Annotated in this window: 19 protein-coding genes; 14 read left to right on the top strand and 5 right to left on the bottom strand. The window is 72.6% G+C overall.

Annotated features, from left to right (window positions below; genetic code table 11):
- The first annotated feature begins 40 nt into the window (after nt 1-40).
- From OG286_RS37955 to OG286_RS37920, 8 genes are all read left to right on the top strand, one after another.
- Entirely contained in the window at nt 41-1,234 is a 1,194-nt protein-coding gene (locus tag OG286_RS37955; RefSeq protein WP_331741636.1) for an ABC transporter substrate-binding protein, read from the top strand.
- Nucleotides 1,235-1,257: 23 nt separating this feature from the next.
- A complete protein-coding gene (locus tag OG286_RS37950; RefSeq protein WP_331741633.1) occupies nt 1,258-2,127 on the top strand; it encodes a branched-chain amino acid ABC transporter permease in 870 nt (289 codons plus the stop codon).
- A 116-nt stretch (nt 2,128-2,243) separates the two neighbouring features.
- Nucleotides 2,244-3,239, top strand: a complete 996-nt coding sequence (locus OG286_RS37945) for a branched-chain amino acid ABC transporter permease (RefSeq protein WP_331741629.1) — start codon at nt 2,244-2,246, stop codon at nt 3,237-3,239.
- Nucleotides 3,236-3,979, top strand: coding sequence for an ABC transporter ATP-binding protein (locus OG286_RS37940; RefSeq protein WP_331741627.1), 744 nt, complete (start codon nt 3,236-3,238; stop codon nt 3,977-3,979). Before OG286_RS37945 ends, OG286_RS37940 begins: the two co-directional genes overlap by 4 nt.
- Before the next feature lie 5 nt (nt 3,980-3,984).
- Nucleotides 3,985-4,704, top strand: coding sequence for an ATP-binding cassette domain-containing protein (locus tag OG286_RS37935; RefSeq protein ID WP_331741624.1), 720 nt, complete (start codon nt 3,985-3,987; stop codon nt 4,702-4,704).
- On the top strand, nt 4,704-5,495 hold the full coding sequence (locus OG286_RS37930; protein ID WP_331741621.1) for a methyltransferase domain-containing protein: 792 nt from the start codon (nt 4,704-4,706) through the stop codon (nt 5,493-5,495). The genes OG286_RS37935 and OG286_RS37930 overlap by 1 nt, the downstream gene beginning before the upstream one ends.
- 412 nt (nt 5,496-5,907) lie before the next feature.
- The gene (locus OG286_RS37925) at nt 5,908-6,111 is read left to right on the top strand and encodes a cold-shock protein (RefSeq protein WP_042388274.1); all 204 of its coding nucleotides are present in this window, start codon (nt 5,908-5,910) and stop codon (nt 6,109-6,111) included.
- A gap of 366 nt (nt 6,112-6,477) precedes the next feature.
- Nucleotides 6,478-8,004, top strand: a complete 1,527-nt coding sequence (locus tag OG286_RS37920) for a DEAD/DEAH box helicase (RefSeq protein ID WP_331741611.1) — start codon at nt 6,478-6,480, stop codon at nt 8,002-8,004.
- A 119-nt stretch (nt 8,005-8,123) separates the two neighbouring features.
- Here the strand turns inward: OG286_RS37920 and OG286_RS37915 are convergent, their stop codons facing one another.
- Complete coding sequence (locus tag OG286_RS37915) at nt 8,124-10,928, bottom strand: TIM-barrel domain-containing protein (protein ID WP_331741608.1); 2,805 nt, start codon at nt 10,926-10,928, stop codon at nt 8,124-8,126.
- A gap of 502 nt (nt 10,929-11,430) precedes the next feature.
- On the opposite strand from OG286_RS37915, the gene OG286_RS37910 reads away from it, so the two are divergent.
- The 6 genes from OG286_RS37910 (at nt 11,431) to OG286_RS37885 (ending at nt 19,677) form a co-directional block, all read left to right on the top strand.
- Entirely contained in the window at nt 11,431-12,696 is a 1,266-nt protein-coding gene (locus OG286_RS37910; RefSeq protein WP_331741605.1) for an extracellular solute-binding protein, read from the top strand.
- A gap of 93 nt (nt 12,697-12,789) precedes the next feature.
- The gene (locus OG286_RS37905; protein WP_331741602.1) at nt 12,790-13,722 is read left to right on the top strand and encodes a sugar ABC transporter permease; all 933 of its coding nucleotides are present in this window, start codon (nt 12,790-12,792) and stop codon (nt 13,720-13,722) included.
- Nucleotides 13,722-14,642 (top strand): carbohydrate ABC transporter permease, encoded by a 921-nt coding sequence (locus tag OG286_RS37900; protein WP_331741599.1) that lies wholly within the window; start codon nt 13,722-13,724, stop codon nt 14,640-14,642. The genes OG286_RS37905 and OG286_RS37900 overlap by 1 nt, the downstream gene beginning before the upstream one ends.
- A gap of 631 nt (nt 14,643-15,273) precedes the next feature.
- Complete coding sequence (locus OG286_RS37895; protein ID WP_405366119.1) at nt 15,274-17,475, top strand: TIM-barrel domain-containing protein; 2,202 nt, start codon at nt 15,274-15,276, stop codon at nt 17,473-17,475.
- Nucleotides 17,476-17,751: 276 nt separating this feature from the next.
- Nucleotides 17,752-19,017 carry a pyroglutamyl peptidase gene (locus OG286_RS37890; protein ID WP_405366103.1) on the top strand — a complete coding sequence of 422 codons (1,266 nt, stop codon included), beginning with the start codon at nt 17,752-17,754 and terminating at the stop codon, nt 19,015-19,017.
- Nucleotides 19,018-19,095: 78 nt separating this feature from the next.
- Entirely contained in the window at nt 19,096-19,677 is a 582-nt protein-coding gene (locus OG286_RS37885; protein ID WP_331741591.1) for a hypothetical protein, read from the top strand.
- 19 nt (nt 19,678-19,696) lie between these two features.
- On the opposite strand, the gene OG286_RS37880 is transcribed toward OG286_RS37885, so the two are convergent.
- The 4 genes from OG286_RS37880 to OG286_RS37865 form a co-directional block, all read right to left on the bottom strand.
- Nucleotides 19,697-21,190: an SDR family oxidoreductase gene (locus OG286_RS37880; RefSeq protein WP_331741588.1), complete on the bottom strand. Its 1,494-nt coding sequence runs from the start codon at nt 21,188-21,190 to the stop codon at nt 19,697-19,699.
- A 211-nt stretch (nt 21,191-21,401) separates the two neighbouring features.
- The gene (locus OG286_RS37875; protein WP_396324578.1) at nt 21,402-22,214 is read right to left on the bottom strand and encodes a ribonuclease BN; all 813 of its coding nucleotides are present in this window, start codon (nt 22,212-22,214) and stop codon (nt 21,402-21,404) included.
- Nucleotides 22,187-22,420, bottom strand: coding sequence for a DUF6296 family protein (locus tag OG286_RS37870; RefSeq protein WP_331741579.1), 234 nt, complete (start codon nt 22,418-22,420; stop codon nt 22,187-22,189). The genes OG286_RS37875 and OG286_RS37870 overlap by 28 nt, the downstream gene beginning before the upstream one ends.
- A gap of 237 nt (nt 22,421-22,657) precedes the next feature.
- Nucleotides 22,658-23,530: a SigB/SigF/SigG family RNA polymerase sigma factor gene (locus tag OG286_RS37865; RefSeq protein WP_331741576.1), complete on the bottom strand. Its 873-nt coding sequence runs from the start codon at nt 23,528-23,530 to the stop codon at nt 22,658-22,660.
- Nucleotides 23,531-23,979 lie beyond the last annotated feature (449 nt).

Below are 23,979 nucleotides of genomic sequence, written 5' to 3'. Positions count from 1 at the left end.
CCATCAGTTCCGGCCTGTCACGCCTACTCCGGGAGCACACATGTCACCGATCCGCAGACGCCGCTCGGCAGGAGCTCTCCTGTCCGCCCTGCTACTCGCCACCGGCTGCAGCAGCGGCCACAGCGGCGGCGACGCGGCCGGCGGTGGTCGAAGCACGGTGAAGATCGGCCTGCTGGCGTCGCTCTCCGGGACGTACAAGTCCGTCGGAACCGATCTGCGGGACGGCTTCCAGCTCTATCTGGACACCCACGACGGCAAGCTCGGCGGCCATCCGGTCGACCTGGTGATCGCCGACGAGGGTGACGGTGCGCCGACCGCCCTCCCCGCCGCCACCAAGCTGGTCAAGCAGGACAAGGTCCTCGCCGTCACCGGTGTGGTCGGCGCGGGCTCCGTCGCCGCGATCTCCCCGTTGCTCGGCGAGGCCGGGATCCCGCTGGTGAGCTCCAACGGCCGCCCCGCCGTCAAGGAGGTCAGCCGGCAGTGGAGCACCAGCTTCATGTCCGACGAGCCGGGAGCCGCGATCGCCCAGTACGTGCACGACGTCGTCAACGGGCCGGTCTACGCGATCGGGCCCGACTACCAGGGCGGCTGGGACGAACTGCGCGGATTCACCGACGCGTTCGCCAAGGCCGGCGGCCAGCTCGCCGGCCCCGACGGCAAGGCGACCTTCACACCGTTCCCCGCCACCACGGACTTCACTCCGTACCTCAACAAGATCAAGAACTCCAAGGCCAAGGCGGTGTACTGCTTCTACGCCGGCAGCGCGGCGGTCGACTTCGTCAAGCAGTACGCCCAGTCCGATCTGGCCGGCACCCCGCTGTACGCCGCCGGGTTCCTCACCGAGGGCGGTGTGCTGACCGCCCAGGGCGATGCCGCCAAGGGGATCCGCTCGGTGCTCAACTACGCCCCGGACCTGGACAACGCGGCCAACCGGGCGTTCGTCTCGGCCTGGCAGTCCAAGCACCAGTCCCCGCCCACCACGTACGCGATGGCCTCCTACGACGCCGCCTCCGTGCTCGACAAGGCAATCGCAGCCGCGGGTGACACGGTCGACCCGCAGACGCTGAACACCGCGATCGCCGGCCTCGGCCAGATCGACAGCCCCCGCGGCACCTGGCAGTTCGGCAGCAACACCCACTCGCCGGTGCAGAAGTGGTACCTGCGCGAGGTCAGGAGCGACGGCCGCGCGCTCTCCAACCAGATGGTCCAGGACCTCGCCACCATCGGGAACTGACCGGGCACCGGAGAGGGGGGCCGATGGGCCTGATCGACGCACATCTGGTGCCCGCGGTGGACGGCGTGGCCTACGGGCTGCTGCTGTACGTCGCGGCGGCCGGGCTCACGCTGGCGTTCGGGACGGGTGACGTCCTCAATCTCGCCCACGGCACCCTCTACGCCGTCGGCGCCTACACCGCCGCCGCGCTGTCGGACGGCTCTTGGTGGGGGCTGCTGCTCGCGCTGGCCGTCTCCGTCGCCGCGGCCGGCGCCGGCGGCGGGCTGCTCGCCGCACTCACCGCACCGATTCGTCGGCGCGGCCATCTCGCCCAGGCACTGCTCACCTTCGGCGTGGCGCTGGTCGGCGGCGATCTGCTCAGCACGGCCGCCGGGCCCGACGACCTCCCGGTCACCCTGCCGACGGCCCTCGACGGCGGCACCGACCTCGGCGGGCACCGCTACCCGGTCTACCGGCTGGCCTTCATCGTGGTGGCGGCGCTGCTGGCGGCCGCGGGGCAGCTCTTCCTCCGCCGCACCAGGGCCGGCGCGCTGCTGCGGGCCACGGTGGACGACTCCGCGATGGTCGCGGGCCTGGGCACCGACCCCCGTCTGGTCCACACCGCCGTGCTGGCCGGCGCCGGGGCTCTCGCGGGCCTCGCGGGCGTGCTCGGGGCGCCCATCATCGGCCCGGGCCCGCGCACGGCCGACACCGTCCTGCTGCTCTCCCTGATCGTGGTGGTGCTGGGCGGCATGGGCTCGGTCCTGGGCGCTCTGGTGGCGGCGGTGGCCGTGGGCGAGGTGCAGACCCTCGGCGTCGACCTGGTACCGGACCTCGCCCCCTACCTCCTGTTCACGGCGATGGCCGCAGCCCTGGTCCTGCGCCGCGGCAGCGCCGCCGGAGCGCGCGGATGAACGGGATCCGGGCGGTCGCACCGGGGATCGTCCGCTCGCTCCGGTCGGCCGCGACACCGTCGGGCGGCGGCGCACGCCCCGCCGGAGGCTCCCCGCCGCCGGGCCGGGGGTCTGCCGTGCGCCCGGCCGGATGGGCGCTGCTGCTGACCGTGCTCGCGTTGTTCGGCGTACCGGCCGTGGTCGACGAGTCGACACTCGTCCTCATCACCCCGGTACCCGCGCTCGGCCTGGCCGCCGTCGGCATCACCGTGCTCACCGGCCGGGCCGGGCTGCCCACACTCGGCCAGGCCGCCCCGTACGCCGTCGGCGCCTACACCACCGCCCTGCTGGGCCGCGCGGGCGTCGACGTCGGGCCGGTCCAGCTCGCCGCCGCCGCGTCGGCCGCCGCGCTCTTCGCCCTGCTGACCGGACCGGTCATCGCCCGGGCCCGCGGCGTGACGGTCCTGATGATCACACTGGCCCTGGGAGAACTGACCGCCACCGCGGCGGCCCGCTGGAGCTCGGTCACAGGCGGCACCGACGGCCTGGCCGGCATACCGCCGGTCCGCGCCCTCTGGGGCACGGCACCGCTGACGGAGGACCCGGACGTCTACCGGTACGCGGTCGCCGTCGCCGCCTGCGCGATCACGGCGACGGTCATGGCGCTGCGCTCGCCGCTCGGGCTGCTGCTCGCCGGGTGCCGCGACGACGAGGCGCGGATGCTGGCCAGCGGCCACCCGGTCACCCGCGTGCTCCTCGGTGCCCACGTCTGGGCCGCCGCCCTGGCGGGAGTGGGCGGCCAGCTGCTCGTGACCACCCAGCGCTACGTCTCCCCCGCCGACGTCGGCTTCACCACGTCCTCGCTCTGCCTGCTCGCCGCCGTCCTCGGCGGCGTGGCCTCGCCGCTCGGCGCCCTCGCCGGCACCGCGCTGATACTGATCACCCGGGACCAGCTCGCCGCCCACTGGCCGGGGCACGGCCCGCTGTTGCTCGGCGCCCTGTTCATCGCCTCCGTGTACCTGCTCCCTCGCGGGCTCGCGGGCGTCCGCCTCCGCCGGCTCCCCCGCGGCTCCCTGCCGGCTCCTCCCTCCGGTGCCCCGGCCCGTCCCGCCTCCCCGGAGGTCGGCCCGTGAACGCCCTGCTCAGCATCGCGAATGTGACCCGCCGCTACGGCGCGCTGGTCGCCGTCGACCGGCTCGACCTGACGGTCGGACCCGGGGCACGCCATGCCGTGATCGGGCCCAACGGCGCCGGCAAGTCCACCCTGCTCGGCCTGGTCGCCGGCACGGTCGTACCGTCGTCCGGGCGGATCCTGCTCGACCGGCAGGACATCACCCGCACCGGCCCGGCCCGACGGTCCCGCCTCGGCATCGCCCGCACCTTCCAACAGCCCGCCGTGCTCGCCAGCCTGAGCGCCCTGGACAACGTGGCCCTCGCGGCCTGGCGGCACACCGGACTGCGCGGGCTCTGGCGCCCCCGGCGGTATCGGGAACTCGGACGCCGCTGCCACGAACAGCTCGACCAGGTCGGCATCGGGCACCTGGCCTCCCACACCGCCGGGCACCTGTCCCACGGCCAGCAGCGGCTGGTGGAGATCGCGGCCGCCCTCGCCACCCGGCCCCGGATCCTGCTGCTGGACGAGCCGGCCGCCGGCCTGGCCGAGGAGGACACCGACCGGCTGGTGACGGTCCTGCGCCAGGTGTCCACCGAGGTCGCCGTGCTCCTGATCGAGCACGACCTCGCCTTCGTCAACGCCCTGGCCGACCGCATCACCGTCCTGCACGAGGGCCGGTCGATCGCCGAGGGCACTCCGGATCAGATCAGCGCCGACCCCGCCGTCCGGGCGGCCTACCTCGACACCCGGGCCGGGTGATCCGGATGCTCGAAACGCGCTCCCTACGGGCCGGTTACCACGGCGGCACCGTTCTGCACGGCATCGATCTGACGGCCGGACAGTTCTCCGTGCACGCCGTTCTCGGGCCCAACGGCGCCGGAAAGACGACCCTCCTGCACGCGCTCGCCGGCCTGGTCCCGGTGGGCTCGGGCCGGATCGAACTCGCCGGAACCGACGTCACCCGTCTCCCCACCCACCGCCGGGCCCGGGCCGGCATCGGCCTCGTCCCGCAGGGGCGCCGGGTCTTCGCGTCCCTGACGGTGGCCGAGCACCTCAAGGTGGCACACCGGCGCCGGCCGACAGCCTGGTCACCGGCCCGGGTCGTCGACCTGCTCCCCCGGCTCGGCGAGCGGCTGCACCATCGTGCCGACCGCCTCTCCGGCGGCGAGCAGCAGATGCTCGCCATCGCCCGCACCCTGCTCACCGGGCCCCGTGTCCTGCTGATCGACGAGCCCACCGAGGGCCTGGCCCCCGCCGTCGCGGCCGACGTCCTCGCCCTGGCGGCCCAGTTGGCCGCCGACGGAATGGCCGTTGTCGTCACCTCCCCGCGCCCGGCCCAGGTGCTCCCCATCGCCGACCGGATCACCGTCCTCGGCGCCGGCCGGATCACCGCCGCGCTGGACGGCGCTGCCGCGCGCCGGGAGCCGGCCCGCGTACTCGCCGCCCTCACCCCGCCCCGCCGAACGCCACAGGAGCTGCCCTGATGCCGACCGACACGCGCTACGCCTTCGACAACCGGGCCGACGAGGCCGTGGACCAGCTGCAGGTGCTGGAGTCCTCCCTCGACCCGATCACCGCCTCTCACCTGGACCGCCTCGGGGTCCCGACCGGCGCCCACTGCTGGGAGGTCGGGGCCGGAGCCGGGTCGATCGCGCGGCTGCTCGCCCGACTGGTCGGCCCCACCGGCTCCGTGACCGCCACCGATCTCGACCCGGCCCGACTGGCCGGGTCCACCGGGAACCTCCTCGTCCGTCGCCACGACGTCCGGCACGACCAGCCGCCCGGCGGCCCCTTCGACCTGATCCACGCCCGCCTGGTCCTCCTCCACCTGCCCGAACGGCGCGAGGTGCTCGCCACCCTGGCCGGCGCCCTGCGGCCCGGCGGCCTCCTGCTGATCGAGGAGTTCGACCGCAGCCCGCTCTCCGTCCTCACCCCGGCCGACCCGTCCGAACGCGAGCTCTTCTCCCGGGTCATCGACGCCGTCCTCGCCGTCCTCGGCGACCGGGGTGCCGACCTGGACTGGGGGCGCCAGGTCCAGGGCGCGATGACGGACCTCGGTCTGACCGATGTCCACACCACCGTCCAGGCCGAGAGCTGGTCCCACGACGGCGGCGCCCGCCTCCACGAGATCAACTCCCGCCAGCTCCAGGAACCCCTGCTCGCCGCCGGTCTCACGCTCGACGAGCTGACCCGCTTCCGCGCGCTGGTCCGCAGGCCGGGCTTCGAGGCGCTCTCCTACTCCCTGGTCTCGACCTCGGCGCGCAAGCCCGCGTGAGCAGCACCCCGGGCCGGCCGACCTCGCGGCGGTGGCGGCGGCCGAGCACGCGGCGTGCGAGCGGGCGGCCCCACCGGCGCAGGGTCTGGCGCCACCCGTAAGGAGAAGCAGCGGAACAGCCCGGCCGTCGACACCGTCGGACCGGCGTGACGGGACAAGCCGTCGGCGCGGTCACGGGCCGCCCGTGACCGCGCCCCGGAAATATCCGCGGCCGGATTTTCCACCGGAACCGTCCCGGGCCTGCTACAGTCGTTTTTAGTTGCAGTAGTGGTTCCCATGAACTTTGTGTGCGCCTGCTGATGTTTCGCAGGCGCATTTTTGTTTCCCGGCTCTTCCCCGGGCGGGTCATCATCGCGGCGACTCGGAGTCCGCACAGTGCGGTCTTCGGACAGCCCTTGAAGGAGATTTTTTTATGGCTAATGGCACCGTGAAGTGGTTCAACGCGGAAAAGGGCTTCGGCTTCATCGAGCAGGAGGGTGGCGGCCCGGACGTGTTCGCCCACTACTCGAACATCAACGCCCAGGGCTTCCGTGAGCTGCTCGAGGGCCAGAAGGTCGAGTTCGACGTCACGCAGGGCCAGAAGGGCCCGCAGGCCGAGAACATTCGCCCGCTGTAGTTCTTCTGCCACGGCACCCGCCAGGCAGCGAGGGGCCCGCACCGCGTACATGCCCGGTGCGGGCCCCTCGGCTTTTGCTCCACGAACGATCCCGGCCGCTCAGGCCCCTGGCTCCGCCACCGGCGGCCGGTCCCACGCGAGACGTACAGCGCCGCGTCCGGATCGGCGCCCCGCCGTGACAGCTCACGGTTCGAGGTTCTCCGCTCCCGCCCGCGCGGTGAGCGCCGACCGTAGGTGACGTGCCGCACGGCTGTGCCGTCCACGCTCCGCCCGTCACACTTCTGGCCCGTTCCTTGCGATCTCCGCCGGCGCCCCGCGCTGCGGAGCCTTCCTCGAAGCGTGCCGCCCTTTGAGGAAGGTTTCCGTATGAACCGTTCCAGTCGTTCCCCGTACCAGAGTGCCGGTTCCCGCTCCGGCGGCAGCGCCTCCGGAGGCCGCTCCGCGCGCGGCAACGGCTCCGCGCCCCGCTCCGGTGGCGGCCGGCGGCCCTCCGGTGCGAGGGGGCGTCAGAGCTCCGCCCCGCAGGGCGAGTTCGCGATGCCGGTCAGCACCACCCCGTCGCTGCCGGCGGTCGAGTCGTTCGACGAGCTGGACATGCCGAAGGCGCTGCTGTCCACCCTGGCCCGCCAGGGCGTCACCTCGCCCTTCCCGATCCAGGCCGCGACGCTGCCCAACTCGCTCGCCGGGCGCGACGTCCTCGGGCGCGGCCGGACGGGTTCGGGCAAGACCATCGCCTTCGGCCTCGCCGTTCTGGCCCGCACCGCCGGCAGGCGTGCGGAGCCGCGCCGGCCCCTGGCACTGGTGCTCGTCCCCACGCGTGAGCTCGCGCAGCAGGTCACCGAGGCGCTCACCCCGTTCGCGCACTCGGTCCGCCTGCGGATCGCGACCGTGGTGGGCGGGGTGTCGATCGGCCGCCAGGCCCACGCGCTGAACCGCGGGGCGGACGTCGTCGTCGCCACCCCCGGCCGGCTCAAGGACCTGATCCAGCGCGGCGACTGCCGGCTGGACGAGGTCGGCATCGCCGTCCTGGACGAGGCCGACCAGATGGCCGACATGGGCTTCCTGCCGCAGGTCACCGAACTGCTCGAACAGGTCGCGCAGGGCTGCCAGACGATGCTGTTCTCCGCCACCCTGGACCGCAACGTGGACCGCCTGGTGCGCCGCTTCCTCGACGACCCGGTCACCCACTCGGTGGACCCGTCGGCCGGGGCGGTCAGCACCATGGAGCACCACGTGCTGCACGTGCAGAACCACGACAAGAACGCCATGATCGCCCGCATCGCCTCCCGTGACGGCGGGGTGATCATGTTCACCGACACCAAGCACGGCGCCGACCGCCTGGTGGAGGACCTCCTCGCCAACGGGGTGAAGGCCGCCGCCCTGCACGGAGGCAAGTCCCAGCCCCAGCGGACCCGCACGCTGGAGCAGTTCCGCACCGGCCACGTCACCGCGCTGATCGCCACCAACGTCGCCGCCCGGGGCATCCACGTCGACGGGCTCGACCTGGTCGTCAACCTGGACCCGCCGGGCGACCACAAGGACTACCTGCACCGTGGCGGGCGCACCGCCCGGGCCGGGGAGTCCGGCACCGTGGTCACGCTCGTCCTGCCCAACCAGCGCCGCGAGATGGCCCGCATGATGGCCACCGCGGGGATCACTCCCACCGCCACCCGGGTGCACTCCGGCGACGAGGAGCTCGCCCGCATCACCGGTGCCCGTGTGCCCACCGGCGTGCCCGTCGTGATCCCCGACCCCGTCGTCGAGCGGCCCCGCCGCAGTGCCGCCGGAGGCCGCAACCGCCGCAGCCGTCCCGCCCCCGCCGAGCGCACCCCGCAGACCGCCACCGGCTCCCGCCGCAGGCCGCCGCGTCGGCGCGTCGCCCTCGCCGCCTAGGTCCTGGCCCGGCCGGCCTGGCCGGGAGCGCGGGTCGACCGGACAGGACCTGGAACACCGCTGGGCCCGGCCCCTCACGTGGGGGCCGGGCCGTTTCCGTCGGCGGGCGTCCGGCGTGCCTACGGCGAGAGCCGGCCGGTGGCGGTGAGTTCGGCGAGGCTGGTCCAGGGGCCCCGGTTGCCGGCTTCGGTGAGCGCTCTCAGCCGCAGATAGCGGCCGGCCTTGGCGGTGAAGTCCACCGTCTTGGCACCGGCGGTGTCGGCGAAGGTGCCGGTGGCCACGGGGGCGCCCCACGCGGTGGTGGAGTCCGATACGTAGATCTCGTACTGGCCGATCCGGCCGTTGACGCCGCCGTCCTGCCGGGGCAGGTAGGTGGTCGAATCGACGTCGTAGCGGGCGCCGAGGTCGATCTGGATCTCGTGCGGGAGCGGGTCCGCGCCGTTGCTCCACTTGGTATGCCAGATGGTGCCGCCGTTGCCGTCGAAGGCGTTGGCCGCGACGCCGTTCTCGCCGGCGGTCTCCTGGCTGTCGGCGTACGCGAGCTTCCACCCGGTCTGCGCGATCGGGCCGCTCGCCGCCACGGGCGTGCCGTTGGGCACGGTGATGCCGGTGGCGGTGACGGTGAACGCGCCGGAGGCGCTGCCGGTCTTGATCCACAGCACCCCCGCCCGGTCCGCCGGGTCGAAGTACCAGCCGGTGCTCGCGGCATCGTACGCGGCCTTGCTGTTCAGCGCGGTGAGCGTGGTGCCGCCGGCCTTGACCGACGCCGGCGCCGTGGCGCTGTGCACGGTGAACTCGTAGCCGCGCGAGGCGGGTTTGCCGGCGTAGCTGCCGGTCGAGGCGCCGACCGAGAGCGTGACGTCGCCGGTGCCGGCGGCCGGGGCGGTGACGTCGACCCGCTGGCGGGCGTAGGCCCCGGACTGGTAGGCGCGGGTGGTGCCGTCGTCCTCGTAGAGGTCGAAGGAGGAGTTGCCGCGCGCGTAGACGTCGTAGGTGAGCGTGGAGACGGGCTTCTCGCCGGTGTAGTTCATCTGCGGCCACATCGGCACGACGCCGCCGGCCTTGACGAACAGCGGGAGGGTGTCGAGCGGCGCGGAGTAGCCGTTGAGCCAGCCCGGACCGTTGTAGACCTTGCCGGTCCAGTAGTCGGTCCAGTTGCCCGCGGGCAGGTAGATGCCGTCCCTGGTCGAGGTGTCGGAGACGACCGGGGCGACCAGGAAGGAGTCGCCGGCCATGAACTGACCGCTCGTCAGATTTCCGCGCGCGACCGGGTCGTCCGGGTACTCCAGCACCATCGCCCGTGTGGAGGGCACGCCGGTGTCGTTGGCCGCCTTGCTCATCGTGTAGAAGTACGGCATCAGCCGCATCTTCAGCTGCAGGTACTTGCGGTTGGCCGACAGGTACGGCTCGGTGAACCGCCAGGGCTGCTTGTCGTTGTAGCCCGCCGACGGGTTGCCGGCACCCCATCCGGACATCGTCATGAACGCCGGGGTGAACGCCTTCCACTGCAGGTCGCGGACGTACGTCTGCGGGCTCCCGCCATAGATGCCGTCGATGTCGCCGGAGGCGTAGTTGAGCCCGGACAGGCCCGCGCCGGTGATCGCGGGGACGTGCCAGCGCATGGCGTCCCAGGTGCCGCTGGTGTCGCCGGTCCAGACGACGGCGTTGCGCTGGGTGCCCGCCCAGCCGTCGACCGTCCAGACGAAGCGCCGGGCGTCGGCGTTGTCCTCGATGCCGGCGACGGCCTGGTTTACGCCGGTGAAGGCGTTCTTGTAGCCGCCGCCGATCCATGCGACGTCGGTCTTCACGGCGCGTGAACCGGCCGTCCCGACCTCCCAGTTGATGTCGGCCAGCCCGGTGGAGGTCCACAGGCCGGTGTTGAACCCCTTGGCCTTGAGGCCGGCGACGGCGTCCGGCAGGTCGGTGTACCCGCAGCCGTAGCCGTCGTTGGGCAGGAACCAGCCGGACGGCATGTCGGCGGCCCGGGCGTCGGTGGCGTAACCGACCACGTCGGGCGTGGTCTGGTGGCGCAGCCGGTTGTGATCGCCGGTGTAGGCGGGGTTGGAGGCGTTGAAGCAGTCGGCGTTGCCGAGCTCCAGGCCCCAGATGGGCGCGAGGAAGGGCTTGCCGGTGACGTCGGTGTAGCCGTTGAGGACGTCCTTGAGCGAGTTGCCCGCGAAGTACCAGGCGTCGAAGCGCTTCTCGTCGTGGGTGAGCGCGGTCGGCGCACCGAAGTCGTAGGAGCCGGGCGCCCAGGTGTTGCGCATGACGCCGTAGCCGTTGGTGGACATGTAGAACGGCGCGGGGCTGGCGTTGCTGTTCTCGGTCCACCGGTTGGAGACCGAGATCGGGACGGTCTTGTCGCGCAGGGCCCACTCCCCGAGCCGCAGGCCGGTGCCGTAGAACTGCTCGTCGGCGCCGCGGGTGAGGTACTGGGTGGTCTGCGAGGCGGTCCAGCTGGTGGGCTTGGACTCCGCCCACACCAGGGTGGTGTTGTCGGCCTTGTACAGGGCGAAGGTGAGCGGCGACTTGTTGATCCGCAGGCTGATCGCCGGGGTGCTGATCCGGTAGTACGGGCCGGCGTCGGTCAGGGTGGCGCCGACGGTGCCGAAGCCGGTCCTGACGGCGAGGTCGGCACCGGCCGGGTCGTTGCCGAACGTGCCGTCCGGCGAGAGCCAGATCCGGAAGATGTCGGCCCTGGCGACGGCCACCCGGGCGGCGGCCCCGCCGGAGGTGGTGACGGTGAAGGCGTCGCCGGACCGGCTGACTCCGGTGACCTTGCCCGCCGTTGCGGCACGTGCCGTACCGGTCGGGCCGAGGACGGCGAAGAGCGAGGCGATGAGGAGCAGGGCGACGGAGACCGCGGCGGGTCTGGCGCCGGGACTGCCCGGCCTCGGCAGGACTGGGGTCGGTGCGGAACGCATGTGAGGGTCCTCCCTGGAGGAAAGCGAGCATCCGCATGCTTACTGATGCTCGAATATGTCCAGAGTGGCGCCGCTATCAGCATGAGTCAACAGGTACAGGTCAATAGCCTGCAACGACAGAAGGTGCATTACGGGCAGCCGGCGCGCCTGAGGGCAGCCGGTCCGGCCACTCCAACTCATCGAATGAACCGAGTCAGTGACAGAGCGTCACGCCAGGGCCTCGGCCACAGGTCGGATCGGCCTGATACCAGCGGCCCGAAGCACAACGGTCCGGTAACAGCACCTGGACCGGTCGGCCCACCTCGTGAATACTTCGCGACGCAGAAGCTTTCGGATCTGCTCGAAACGAGCGATCTTCACGCATAGATGAACAGTGCGGCCAGGCAGCAGCCACCCACGGGGCTGCGCCCGCACGACGATCCGAAGGCTGCTGCCGACTCTCAATCCCCAGGAGTGGACCCGGCCGGAACGCGGGTCCGACGGCACGAAGGCGGTAACTGCGGTGAACGGACGTGTACTCGGTCTCTCGGTGGTGTGTACGGTCACCGCGCTCGCTCTCACGGCGTGCGGCAGCGGTGGCGGCGCCTCGGCGGACGGGAGCGTGACCCTCAAGCTGGTCGCCGCCGACTACGGCGACAAGGAGTCCAACAGCTCCAAGGCCTACTGGAACGATGTCGCCTCCGCGTTCACCGCGGCCAACCCGGCCATCAAGGTCGACGTCCAGGTGGTGAACTGGAACGACATCGACAAGCAGGTCAAGACCGTGATCCAGAGCGGCAACATGCCGGACGTCCTGCAGACCGGCGGCTACGCCGACAAGGTCGCTGACGACCTCCTCTACAAGGCCGAGGACGTGCTGTCGACAGGCACCCGGGCCGGCTTCATCGACTCCTTCGCCGAGGCCGGCCAGGTCAAGGGCGTGCAGTACGGCATCCCGTTCGTCTCCTCGGCCCGCGCCTTCTTCTACAACAAGGCGCTCTTCGCCCAGGCCGGGATCACCGAGGCTCCGAAGACCTGGGACGAGGTGAAGGCCGACGCCGCGCTGGTCAAGGCCAAGGTCCCCGGAGTCACCCCGTACGCGCTGCCGCTCGGCCCCGAGGAGGCCCAGGGCGAGAGCATGATGTGGGAGCTCGGCAACGGCGGCGGCCCCACCGACAAGTCCGGCGCGTACACCCTCAACAGCCAGGCCAACATCGACACCTTCGGCTGGCTCAAGGCCAACCTCGTCGACCCCGGCCTGACCTACGCCAACCCGGCGACCACCGACCGCAAGACCGCGTTCGCCGACTTCGCCGCGGGCAAGGCGGCCATGGTCAACGGCCACCCCTCGCTGATCCAGATGTCCAAGGACGGCAAGGTCGACTACGCGGTCGCACCGATCCCCGGCAAGACCGGTCCGCTCAAGTCCACCCTCGGCGTGGCGGACTGGACGATGGCGTTCAAGAAGAACGGTCACCGGGACCAGATCAAGAAGTTCCTCGACTTCGTGTACTCCAAGGACAACACGCTCAAGTTCGACGAGACCTACAACCTGATGCCGGTCACCCAGGACACCCTGCACGAGATGACCTCCAGCGGCAAGCACAAGGACCTCGAACCGTTCTTCGCCCTCCTGCCGCAGGCCTCCTTCTACCCGCTCGGTGACACCAGCTGGGACGCCGTCTCCGCCGAGATCAAGAAGAGCATCGGCACCGCCGTCGCCGGCGACCCGGCCAAGGTCCTCGGCGACCTGCAGAAGAAGTCCCAGGACGCCGTCGCGAACAAGTAGCCGCGCCCGCCCCGGCACCCACCGGCGCCGGGGCCCCGGCACGTCGCAAGCCGTGCGGCACGCGCTGCCGCACACGCCCGGAAGGCACCACCCGTGTCCCTCAAATCCGCTGCCCCCCAGGGCCGCAGGCCCGGTCGGGGCAGGCCGGCCGCCCGCTCCGGCCCCAGCAGGCTCGGCCCCCTGCCCTGGATCGGCCCGGCCGTCCTGCTGATCCTGTTCGTGGTCCTGTGGCCCGTCTACGAGATGGTCCGCACCTCCTTCCTGCGGATCAGCACCAGCGGCTTCGTCCGCGGCTCCGCCGGCTTCGACAAGTACCGCAAGCTCTTCGGCGAGACCGACCTCGGGCACGTCCTCGTCCGCACGGTGATCTGGACGGTCGCCGTCGTCGGCCTGACGATGCTGCTCTCGCTGGCCCTCGCCCAGCTGTTCAACCAGCGGTTCCCGGGCCGCCGCCTCACCCGCTGGGCCCTGATCGCGCCCTGGGCCGCGTCCGTCCTGATGACCGCCATCGGCTTCAAGTGGATGCTCAACCAGACCGCCGGCGTGCTCAACACCGCCATGACCGACCTCGGCCTGATCGACGGCCCCCAGGACTGGCTGGGCAGCCCCTCCACCGCCTGGCCCTGGATGATGGGCGTCGCGGTCTTCGTCTCCCTCCCCTTCACCACCTACACCCTGCTCGCCGGGCTGCAGACCGTCCCCGGCGAGGTCTACGAGGCGGCCCGGGTGGACGGCGCCAGCACCTGGCAGACCTACCTGCGCATCACCCTGCCGCTGCTGCGCCCGGCCTTCCTGGTCGGCGTGGTGATCAACCTGATCAACGTCTTCAACTCCTTCCCCGTCATCTGGGGCATGACCCAGGGCGGCCCGGACAGCGCCACGGCAACCACCACCGTGTTCATGTACCAGTTGAAGAACACCGACATCGGCGAGTCCGCGGCCATGTCCGTCGTCAACTTCGCCCTGGTCGTGGTGATGGTGCTGGCCTTCCTCAAGGTCAGCCGGTGGAACGAGGAGGAGAGCTGATGGCCCAGCAGACGGACCGGGCCCGGCGCCCGGCCCTCACACCCGCACCCGCACCCGCACCCGGCGCCGCCGTGCCCGGCTCCCGAGCACGCCTGGCCGGGCGCCAGACCAGCCCGCGCACCCTCGTCATCGCGGCCGTCGCCTGGCTGCTGGCCGCACTCTTCCTGCTCCCCTACCTGGAGATGGCCGTCACCGCGCTGCGCCCGGCCGACGAACTGCGCGACCCCGGCTACCTGCCGGCCCACTTCGCCTGGTCCAACTTCGTCGACGTCTGGCGCGACTCCACCCTCGGCGGCAACCTGCGCGTGACCCTGCTGGTCGCCGGCGGCTCCACCCTGCTGGCCCTGCTGGTGGCACTCCCCGCCGCCTACTACACCGCCCGGATCCGCTACCGCGGCCGCAAACTCTTCCTGCTGCTCGTCCTGGTCACCCAGATGTTCCAGCCGACCTCGCTGCTGGTCGGCCTCTACCGCGAGTTCTACCAGCTCGGCATGCTCAACTCCGTCTGGACCCTGATCCTCTGCAACGCCGCCTTCAACCTGGCCTTCGCCATCTGGATCCTCACCGCCTACATCGGCTCCATCCCCGTCGAGCTCGAGGAGGCCGCCATGATCGACGGCCTCGGCCGGCTCGGAGCGCTGCGCCGGGTCGTCCTGCCACTGGCCATGCCCGGTGTGGTGACCGCGGTGATCTTCACCTTCATCTCCGCCTGGAACGAGTTCGTCATGGGCCTGACCCTCTCGACCGTTCCCGACAGCCAACCGCTGACCGTCGGCATCAACAGCTTCATCGGCAACTACACCGTCCAGTGGAACTACCTCTTCGCGGGATCGGTCGTCGCCATCGTCCCCGTCGTGGTGCTCTTCGCCTTCATCGAGCGCCAGGTCGTCTCCGGGCTCACCGCCGGATCGGTCAAGTAGGTCCGGCTACCGGTCGGGGCACCCCCGGGCGCCCCGGCCGTGTGCTGCCCGGCCTCGCACCACCATTGACATGTACCGACAGTAACTGTGAATGTTGCTCCGAAAGTCTGCGTTTCAAGCAGTTTCACGCACTGCGTGAACACACTCTGATCAGTCGACAGGAGAACGCACCGTGCGCCTACTTCGACATCACCTCCGCTGGGCCGCCCTCGCCGCGGCCGTCACCAGCGTCGCCGCCCTCGCCGGGCCCGCCGTTCCGGCCCGGGCCGCGACCCCCGGCTCCGCCGTCCTGGACGCGGGCCACCAGAGCGCGACCTGGCAGAGCCCCCGGTACGCCAAGGGGACGCTCGGCGGCGCCGCCGACTGCCCGCCGGCCGCGCAGGACCCGGACGGCGCGGTCTGCGACCACTTCGACCTTACCGTCGACGTCCCGGCCGGGTACTGGGACGACAACCCCGAGGGCGGCGTCCCGGTCTCCATCCAGTGGCAGACCCCCACCGACGACTTCGACCTGTACGTCTACGACGCCAACGGCAAGGAGGTCGCCCAGAGCGCGGGCACCGCCGACCCCGAGGCGACGGTGATCCCCCGGGCCTCCGGCACGTACCACGTCCTGGTCGTCCCCTACGACGTGCACGACAACTCCTACACCGGCCGGGCCTATCTGCCGCAGACCGCCGACGCGGGCGACCTCACCGCATTCGACGGCTCCCAGGGCAGCTACGACATCGCCGCGGGCACCCTCAAGGCCAAGGTCGACTTCCTGGCCGACGACCAACTGCGCCTGCGGGCCGCCCCGGACGGCGTCCTCACCGACCCGGCCGGCAGCACCATCATCCGCAAGCAGCCCGAACTCCAGCGCGACACCAGCACGTTCGACGCCGGCGCGTACTACGGGATCCGCTCCGGCGGCCTGGTGCTGCGGGTCTACAAACACCCCCTGCGGTTCGGCCTCTACCGGGCCGACGACCGCACCGCCCTCTGGCAGGAGGACGCACCACTGCGCTGGAGCACCAGCGGGCTGCGGCAGAGCCTGGTGCGCGGCGCCGACGAGCAGTACTTCGGCGGCGGCGAGCAGAACGGCGCCTTCTCGCACCGCGACAAGACCATCCACGTCGCCAACAGCTCCAACTGGAACGAGGGCGGCTACAACAACTCGCAGCCGTTCTACGTCTCCAGCGCCGGCTACGGGGTCTTCCGCAACACCTTCGCGCCGGGGATCTACGACTTCGGCTCGCCCGTCCGCACCGGGCAGCAGGAACGGCGCCTCGACGCCTACTACTTCACCGGCGACGTGAAGTCGGTGATCGGCCGGTACACCGCGCTGGTCGGCAAACCCTTCATGCCGCCCGTCTACGGCCTGGAGCCCGGCGACTCCGACTGCTACCTGCACAACGCCAACCGCGGCGAGCGGCACACCCAGGACGCGGTGAAGGTCGCCGACGGCTACGCCGAGAACCAGCTGCCGCTGGGCTGGATGCTGGTCAACGACGGCTACGGCTGCGGCTACGAGGACCTCGCGAAGACCGGCGAGGGCCTGCGGAAGGACCACGCGCAGCTCGGGCTCTGGACGCAGAACGGCCTGCCCAACCAGGCCGAGGAGGTCAAGGCCGGCGTCCGGGTCCGCAAGCTCGACGTCGCCTGGGTCGGCAACGGCTACGACTTCGCGCTGAACGCCTGCGACCAGGCCAAGGCCGGCATCGAGGACAACAGCGACGCCCGCGGCTTCGTCTGGCTGCCCGTCTCCTGGGCCGGCGCACAGCGCTGCGGCGTGCTCTGGAGCGGTGACCAGAGCCTCTCCTGGGACTACATCCGCTGGCAGATCCCCACCTACGCCGGCGCGACCATGTCCGGCATCGCGTACAACACCGGTGACATCGGCTCCATCTTCCGGCGCGACCCGAAGATGTACGCCCGCGACCTGCAGTGGAAGGCCTTCCTCCCGGCCGTCATGACCATGGACGGCTGGGCGAAGGACATGGCCGGCAAGGAGCCCCGCGACCAGCAGCCCTGGCTGGACGGGGAGCCGTACACCTCGATCAACCGCAAGTACCTGCAGCTGAAGGAGCGGCTGCTGCCGTACATGTACACCCTGTCGGCGGAGGCCACCAGGACCGGCGTCGGCGCGGTCCGGCCGCTCGCCCTGGAGTACCCGGACGACCCGGCGGCCCTCGGGCCGAACGCGACCTACGAATTCCTGGCCGGACCGGACTTCCTGGTCGCACCGGTGTACTCGGACACCTCGGTGCGCGACGGCATCTACCTGCCCGAGGGCACCTGGACCGACTACTGGACCGGGCGCACCTACCAGGGCCCGACCACGATCAACGGCTACTCCGCGCCGCTCGACACGCTGCCGCTGTTCGTCAAGGGCGGCTCGATCGTCCCGATGTGGCCCATGGGCACGCTCTCCTGGCAGAACCGGGACCGGACCGAACTCGACTACGACCTCTACCCGCAGGGCGACTCCTCCTACACCCTGTACGAGGACGACGGCACCACCCGTCAGTTCGCCCAGGGCGCCTCGGCCACCCAGAGGGTCGACGTGCACGCGAACCGCGCCGTCACCGTCGTCAAGGTCGGTGCCAGTGTGGGAAGTTACACCGACAAGCCGGCCCGCCGGGCGTACCGATTCACCGTGCACGGCCAGCCCGCCCCGCGCCAGGTCGTCACCGAGGGCGGCCCGCTGCCCCGGCTCGACTCCGCGGCCGCGCTCGGCTCCGCCTCCTCCGGCTGGTACTACGACGCCGCAACCGGGGTGACGGAGATCAGGACGCCGGCCGTCTCCACCGACCACGGCTTCTCGCTCCAACTGATCCACGGCGCCCACTGACCGGCCCGTCCCACAGGGGGCTCCCGCGCCCGGGCGGCGCGGGAGCCCTCGGGCGTCCGGCCGTGGCCGGGGGTGTTCCGGGAGGCGTTCCGGGAGCGAGGAACATCGGCACGAAGACCGGGCGCCCAAGGCCCCGATCGTCGCCCGGAGTCGGCCGCGTGATCGCTCCTTCAACACCTGCCGCGGCCGGGGTTCCACCCGGTGGGCACCCCCCGAACCCGCGGGACGGGCCGCACATCTGGCTGACCGTCAGCTCGCCGTGTAATGTCACACTCCATGATGCCCGCCCGCCGCGCCGTCCTGGCAGCGACCCTCATCGGCGTGCTCTCCACGCCACTGCTGCCGGCCACCACCTCGGCAGCCGAGGACCGGTCTGCCTGCCGCACCGTCACCTCTCCCCCGACCGACCGGGAGCAGGACCGCCTCGGGGACACCCGGACAGCTGCCTTCACCGAGGGGGCGGGCCTCGGCGACTTCGTCCGACGCTTCCCCGCCGCCCTGTGCAGTACCCGGAACGCGGCCGAGGCCGGACGACTCGTGGAGGCCTGGGGACGGGCCCTCTGGTCGGCGGCGACCGACCGCGCGCAGGAACGGCGCCCCGGCGGCGACCTGCCCGCCCGGGACGACCGCCCGCTCTACTGGACCCGGCTCGCCATGACCTTCCGACTCGCCCGGTGGCAGCCCGACTTCCCCCTCGACACCGCGGCCCTGCGGGAACGGTTCGAGGACGCCTCCCGAGGGCTGGCGGAGAACGACTTCACCGGCGCCCCGGGCCTGCGACGAATATTCGTCAGCGGCTTCGACCCCTTCGGCCTCGACGACGAGCTGCGCCGCGCCAACCCCTCCGGCTCCGCCGCCCTGCAGCTGAACGGCCGCCGGATCACCCTCGCCGACGGCACCCGGGCCGAGATCAGGGCCGTCCTGCTCCCCGTCCGCTACGCCGACTTCGACCACGGCATCGTCGAGCGCGCCTTCGGCCCGCGCCTCACCCCCGGCCCCCGGTCCGCCGACCTCATCACCACGATCAGCCAGGGCTACCCCGGCCTGTTCACCCTGGAGGCGTGGGCGGGGCGCGCCCGCTCCGCCGACCCGTACCCCGACAACACCGGCACGCTCTCCGGCGGCACCCGGGAGCACCCGGTGACCGCCCCCGGGCTCGGCCCCGGAGCGGAGTTCATCCCCACCACTCTCCCGACCGGCGCGATGACCGCCGTCCAGCAGCCGTACCCCGCCCTGCTGAACACCGAGGTCACCGAGATCCCGGCCGGGGGCGAGCAGCCGGTCGACCGCGCGGACGGGCCGACCCCGGGGTCGCGGGCCGTCGCCGGCGGCGGCGGTGGCTACCTCTCCAACGAGGTGGCCTACCGCTCCAACCGGCTGCGGCTGGACCTCGCCCCGCGGCTGCCCGGCGGCCACCTGCACACGCCCGTCCTCACCGGCCTGCCCGACCGGCCCGACCGGCTCACCGGCCCGGACTTCGAGCGGAACGAGGCCGCGATCACCGACGAAGTCCTCGACATCCTCCGGCACGTGACCTTCTGACCCCACCGCCTGCCCGGCCCGCCCTCAGTCGAGGCACCCGGCGACTCGTACGATGATCATCGTGACAGAGGTGACGGGGTGAGCGGACAGACGGGCGCGGCGCGGGCGGTGACCGACGTGCTGCAGCCGCGCAACGTGCTGCTGGCCGGGATGGTCGCGATCGGGGTCGCCGCGGCGGGTGACTGGACCGGGGTCGGATGGGGGCTGCTGGGCGCGCTGTGCGCCGGGCTGGTGCCGGCCGGGTACATCGAGTGGGAACGGCGGCGCGGCACCTGGGGTGACCGGCACGTGGTGGACCGGCGGCAACGCGGGCCGATCTTCCTGGTGATCCTCGGCTCGATCGGGTCCGGGGCGCTGGCGATGCTGCTCGGGCATGCGCCGCGCGGGATCCTGGTGGCGATGCTGGCGCTGTGGGCGATGACGGTCGTCCTGCTCGCCGTCAACACGGTCTGGAAGATCAGCGTGGACTCCGCGGTGGCCTCGGCCGTGGTGGCACTCGCGGCGGCGGTGCACTCGCCGTGGTGGTGGGGCTGCGGTCCGGCGGTGGTCGCCGTGTGCTGGTCGCGGGTGGCTCTGCGCTACCACACGCTCGGCCAGACGGTGGCGGGCGCGGGACTGGGAGCGGCCACCGGCGCGGCCGCCTGGGCGTTCCTCGGCTGACCGCCGGGAGGGCGCGGCTTCAGCCCGCCTCCCGGGCCCGCTCGGTGATGTTGCGGGCCATCCCCCCGAAGACGGCCGCGTGGAAGGGTGCGACCGCCCACCAGTAGGCGTGGCCGGCCAGTCCGTGCGGGTGGAACAGCGCCCGCTGGCGGTAGTGCGTGCCGCCCTCGCCGTCCGGGCCGACCGACAACTCCAGCCAGGCCAGGCCCGGCAGCCGCATCTCGGCGCGCAGCCGCAGCAACCGCCCCGGTTCGATCTCCTCGACGCGCCAGAAGTCCAGCGAGTCGCCGACCCGCAGCCGGGCCGGGTCCCGCCGCCCGCGGCGCAGGCCGACGCCGCCGACCAGGCGGTCCAGCCAACCGCGCAGCGCCCAGGCGAGCGGGAAGGAGTACCAGCCGTTGTCGCCCCCGATGCCCTCGACGACCTGCCAGACGGCACTCGGGGAGGCCCCGACGGAGCGTTCCCGGACGTCCTCGTAGAGGCTGCCGCCGGCCCAGCCGGGGTCGGTGGGCAGCGGGTCGCTGGGCGCGCCGGGGAGGGAGGCCGAGGACCAGCGGGTGACCACCTCGGCGTCGCGGATCCGGCGAAGGGCGAGCTCCACCGCCCGGTCGAAGCCGATCAGGCCGCCGGCCGGGTCGGGCACCCAGCGGGCGATGTCGTGCTCGCCGCACACCACCTCGTGCCGCAGCGACTCGACCAGCGGCCGGGCAATGGCGTTCGGCACCGGGGTGACCAGGCCCACCCAGTGGCTGGACAGGCCCGGGGTGAGCACCGGCACCGGGACGATGACGCGCCGGCGCAGCCCGGCGACCCGGGCGTAGCGGCGCATCATGCCCCGGTAGGTCAGGACGTCGGGCCCGCCGAGGTCGAAGGTCCGGTTGACCCCGGACGGCAGCCCGGCCGCGCCGACCAGGTAGCGGAGCACGTCCCGTACGGCGATCGGCTGGATCCGGGTCCCCACCCAGCTCGGGGTGACCATCACCGGCAGCCGCTCGGTGAGGTAGCGCAGCATCTCGAACGACGCGCTGCCGGATCCGATGATCACCGCGGCGCGCAGTTCCGCGGTGGGCACGCCGCTGTGCCGCAGCGTGCGGCCGACCTCCGCACGCGAGCGGAGGTGCGGCGAGAGCTGCTGCTCGGGCACCCCGCCGGGGATCAGTCCGCCCAGGTAGACGATGCGGGCCACGCCGGCCGCGGCGGCGGCCTCGCCGAACGCGCGGGCGGCCTCGCGGTCGGTCTGCTCGAACCCGGGCCCGGTGCCCAGCGAGTGGACGAGGTAGTAGGCGACATCCACCCCGTCGAGGGCGGCGGGGAGCGTGTCGGGCCGGGTGACGTCGCCGGTGACGGTCTCGACCTGCGCCCGCCACGGCTGGTCGCGCAGCCGGCCGGGGTCGCGGACCAGGCAGCGCACCGGGTGTCCGGCCGCGAGCAGTTCGGGGACCAGGCGGCCGCCGATGTAGCCGGTGGCGCCGGTCACCAGGCAGCGCGGCGGGGTGGGAGGCTGATGGGTCATGCCGGCTCCTCCGCCCGGTGGCCGCAGGCCGCCGGGCCCAGCTCGGTTCCCGGGGTCGGTGTGAACCCAGGATCTCGCGTGCCGTCCGGATCCGGCGACCGGGCGGACCGGGCGGCCAGGTCGGGGGCCGGGCCGGTGGCCGAGCCGGTGACCGGGCCGGTGCCGAAGGTCCGCCCGGCGCCGTTGGCGACGCGCGGGCGCCGGGTGGAGCTCACCGCGGACCCCGGCGGCGCGGGACCACCCGCAGGGACAGCAGGGCGCGGCCCACGATGGCTCCCCCGTACACCGAGAAGCCCACCCCGATCAGCCAGGACTGGACGACCAGGACCGTGCCGACCGGCCCGTACGAGACCACGTTGGCCACGATCAGCGGGGCGAACACCAGCCGGGAGAACGCCCGCAGGCCGGCCAGCGCGAAGACGGTCGCGGCCGCGCCCGGCAGCAGTCTGCGCCAGGAGACCCGCGCGCCGAGCAGCAGGCGTTGCAGCCACCAGAAGAGCAGGATCCCGCCTCCCACCGTGGCGACCACCCTCAGGGCCGGCGGCGCGGCGGCGTGCTCCCACGGGACCCGGCTCCAGGCCGCGACCAGGATGTAGCCGATCAGCCCCGCCAAGGCCGCGGCCTGCCGCCACACGCTGCGCCAGGCGGCGGGCGGCAGCTGCCAGATCCGCTCGTACGCGTTCTGCAGGGCGGTCATCAGGGTGACCCCGAACACCGCGAGCGCGGCGAGGCTGAGGCCGGTGGCGGTGCTGAGAACCTCTCGCCGCGAGGCGAACAGCTGCGCCACCGCCGCCGACGAACGGCCGGACAGGCCGAGGCCGTCGGCGATCCAGTCGGCGATTCCGCTCCCGCGGGTCGGTGACGCGGCGGCGATCACCACGAGCAGCGGCACGAGGGTCACGAAGCACAGCGCCGCGAACGCCATCGCCCGGTGCAGCAGCTCGACCTCGCGGCCCCGCCGCCACGCCACGGCGACCACGCTCCGGGCGCGGCGGATCACGGCAGCGGTACGGCGTGCAGGCATCGCATCGAGGTGGGCCCGGGCGGGTCGGCGAGCGGCTCGGCCACCCCGCCGTTCACGTAGACCAGGAAGGTCCCCGTGTCGTCGGTGTAGACCGGCTGGCCGTCCGGCCCGGTCGTGTGCGTCAGGCTCACCACGACGACGCGCGGCTCGGCGTGGGCTCCCGGGGCGCCGGGGATCGTGACGGCGTATCGCTCGATGTGTTCCATGGCGGCCTCCTGATGCCGCTCCGTCCGGCCGGCGGGGCCGGACGGGTGTGCCGGGGCCGTCCGCACAGACCTCCTCCCCCGGGGGCCCGTGGGCGCATCTGCCCTGCTCTCCCGGGGGCAAACGGCCTCCCGGTCCCGTGAGCGGTCGCCCCGCCGGGTCGCCGGGGCGAACGACCTCCGGGCAAACCGTCCGTCGGCGGGCCGCCCGTGACCGGACGACCGCCGGGCGATCCCCCGTCAGGAGGCGTCCGCCGCCGGATCGGCCAGCCGCTCCCGCAGGCTGCCGAGCGTGGCGGCCAGGAGCCGGGAGACGTGCATCTGGGAGCAGCCGATCTGCTCGGCGATCTCCGACTGGGTGCAGTCGCCCCAGAACCGCAGCATCAGGATCGTGCGCTCGCGCGGCGAGAGCTCGCCGAGCAGCGGCCGCACGGACTCCCGGAACTCCACCAGGGCGAGGTTCCGGTCGCGCTCGCCCAGCCGGTCGATCAGCGCACTGCCGCTCTCGTCCTCGCGGTCCTCACGCAGCGCGTCCAGCGAATCCGAGCGGTAGGCACGGCCCACGCCGAGCGCGGCGGCGACCTCGGCGACGTCCAGCTCCAGCTCCTCGGCGAGCTCCTCCGCGGTGGGCAGCCGCCCGAGCTCCTGCTCCAGGACGTCCGAGCGCCGGGCGACCCGCAGGTAGAGCTCCTGGAGGCTGCGCGGGACACGCACCGGCCAGGAGGTGTCACGGAAGAACCGTTTGATCTCACCGACGATCGTCGGGATCGCGTATGTCACGAACTCCACGCCCCGCCGGTGGTCGTAGCCGTCCACCGCCTTGATCAGCCCGACCGTGCCGACCTGCAGGAGGTCCTCCAGCTCGGCGGAGCGGTTGCGGAAGCCGGAAACGACGAACCGCACCAGCGGCATGTTGAGCTCGATGATCGTGCCGCGTACGTAGCTGTAGGCGTCCGACTCGCGGTCCAGGCCGGCGAGGCGCTCGAACAGCGCGTCGCTCCGCGCCCGGGCCTCCGTCTTGCCCATGCCCCGCAGCTCGTCGCGGGTCGGTCGGTGGAAGTCCTGCGCTCGTGGCGCGCTCGCGGGCAGCACCGCAGTGGTGAGGGCGGACACGGGGTCATCTCCCTGGCTTGTCCCCGCCACCTCACCCCGGACGGGGTGATGCCTCCACCCGTGCAGCGGCCACGGACAGCCACGACGGGGGCACGCAGGGATCGGATGATGGGAGACCGTGACACCCGGCTTCTTCAGGCGGCGGCGTCCCGGCACGGTGACCGTGCCGTGAATCCGGCGGCTGCGAGACCGCCGGTGCGGAGGGGGCGGCAAGCCCGGCTCTCCGTACTTGGTTTATGCCCGGCCGCCGGGCGGATCAACCTTCTCCGGAGGCGCCCGACACGGGCGTGGCGACGAACGGACGATCGTCATGGCGACGGACGTGGTCTGCGCCGTTTCCCGGTCGGCCGACCGGGCAGACGCGCGGCCCGGGGACCGACTCACGCGCCGAGGAGACCGGCCATGGCCGCCACGACCGCCCCGCACCGCACCGCAGCACCGCACCCATC

It is taken from the genome of Kitasatospora sp. NBC_00039, from assembly GCF_045160625.1.
Lineage (GTDB): Bacteria > Actinomycetota > Actinomycetes > Streptomycetales > Streptomycetaceae > Kitasatospora.
This window is presented reverse-complemented; position numbering and strand designations above follow the sequence as displayed.